The 2,071-nt window shown below is 59.4% G+C and carries 1 protein-coding gene; it reads left to right on the forward strand.

Features of this window, described 5'->3' with window-relative positions:
- Positions 1–1,257 (forward strand): IS110 family RNA-guided transposase (locus tag ABQJ54_RS19085; RefSeq protein ID WP_367855918.1); only part of this gene is annotated, 1,257 nt, incomplete at its 5' end.
- Positions 1,258–2,071 lie beyond the last annotated feature (814 nt).

Genomic DNA, 2,071 nt, shown 5'->3' on the forward strand with positions numbered 1-2,071 from the left:
CGACGACGGGAGACGTGCGTCCGCAGCGCCGAAAATCCTGTCCGATCGGCACTGCGGAGAAAGCTACGCATAGATCGAAGCTATCAGAAGCGGTATGCGACGGCGCTTCTCAACAGCCTGCTAAAGCTCCCCACGCCGCCTTCTATAAGTGAATCTGAAGACTCATGTCGCCGCCTCCCGCGCGTGGCGGTACGTTGGAACTACCACGGTTTCAACGTCGCCCCGCGACAGGAGGCAGCCATGTCACTTTACGCAGCGATCGATCTGCATTCCAGCAACAGCGTGCTGGCCGTCATGGATGGCGACGGCAAACCGGTGCTGCGGTGTCGGCGACCCAATGAACTTCCGAGGCTCCTTGCCGACTTGGCACCCTATCGGGACGAACTGGTCGGTGTGGCGGTGGAATCCACCTACAACTGGTATTGGCTGGTTGATGGCCTGATGGATCACGGTTATGCCGTGCATTTGGTCAACACCACGGCGATCCCGCAATACGACGGCCTCAAGCACGGCGACGACGACAGCGACGCCCTGCACCTAGCCCAGCTGATGCGGCTGAGCCTGCTGCCCGAGGGCTACATCTATCCGCGCGAGCAGCGCACTACCCGTGACTTGTTGCGCCGCCGCTTCAGTCTGGTTCGGCAGGCGGTCAAACTCATGCTCTCGATCCAATCGAGCTTCAGTCGAACGACGAGAAAGCAGCTGTCGGGCAACGCCTTGAGACGGCTTACTCCGACGCAGCTCAATGACCTGTTTCCTGAGCTTTCCACCCGCTACGGCGTGCTGATCCAGTTCAAGCTGTGGCTCACGCTGCAGGATCAAATTCGTGCACTGGAGCGCTGGGTGCGCAAGGATCTGGCGCGGCCGAATCTACTCGTGCGCCTGCAGAGCGTGCCCGGCATCGGACCGATCCTGGGCATGACGATCCTGCTGGAAAGCGGTGCCATCGAACGCTTCGCCTCGGTCGGCGACTATGCCTCGTACTGCCGCATGGTCGAGAGCGTGCGGCTGTCCAACGGCAAGCGGAAGGGACATGGCAACCGCAAGTGTGGCAACCGCTACCTGTGCTGGGCCTTCATGGAAGCGGCCAACTACGCGGTGCGCTTCGACCCGCTGATCCGACGCTGGTACGAGCGCAAGCGCGCCCGCAAACACCGCGTCGTCGCGATCAAGGCGGTGGCGCACAAGCTGGCGCGTGCCTGCTACCACATGCTGCACGAAGGCACGACGTTCGATATCGTGCGCGCCTTCGGCTGATCACGCTGACGGTCGCAGGCCGGAAGTAGGTGTGTGGCTGCGAACCAGCTTCCCTGAAAGGTCGCGACCGTCGGCACCCGTGGTGCACGCAAGACCGCACGCGGACCGAGCCATCAAGGAGTGGGCCTTGAGCCCGCGACTCTGTGCGACGCACGACGCGCACCTGGACGGTATCCGCGATGACCGACGAGTGTTTGGCAAGCAGCAAGGCCGTGGGCGCGGCCCTAACCAGAATGGTGACTGGTGCGATCTTGGCACCGCGTGAAACATTGCGGCAGGTGGTCAGCGGCAACGTGGGCACTTACCTCCGACCTGTCGGGGGGGAGAGCCAGTGCGGGCCTATTGACTACGGACGGCGAAATGGTGACACCCTTTCATCTTGTTATTTAAAAGGCCCTCTCTGTTTGTATTTCTTAAGAAGAAATGGGCCACATAATAAATCCACCAGCCTCCAACCCACAAAGGCAGCGTAACCCTTTCTACGATAAGCGATCACCGCCAAATATCGAAGACCCCATACCGAGCCATTTTTAAATGCACGCATGGCCCACCTTTTTGCCATCTCCACATTATTTTTTTGTCCATGTAGATAACCGCCATAAGCATCATGGCCAGTACATTTCCCTCCAAATCCACTGCCCTAATGCAAAGATCTAGCGCTTCATCAGCTTGGATTGAGGAATTTTTTCTATAGCAGGCTGTCGAGAAACCTCAGCGCGCCGCCGCGGTCATAGACGCTCTCAATCACTGACCGCCTGATCCGATGCGCAGCCCCGACGTCCAGCAGCTTGGCATGTTTTCGTATGTATCGGTC

Source organism: Rhodanobacter lycopersici (genome assembly GCF_040812335.1).
In the GTDB taxonomy this organism is placed as follows: Bacteria; Pseudomonadota; Gammaproteobacteria; order Xanthomonadales; family Rhodanobacteraceae; genus Rhodanobacter_A; species Rhodanobacter_A lycopersici.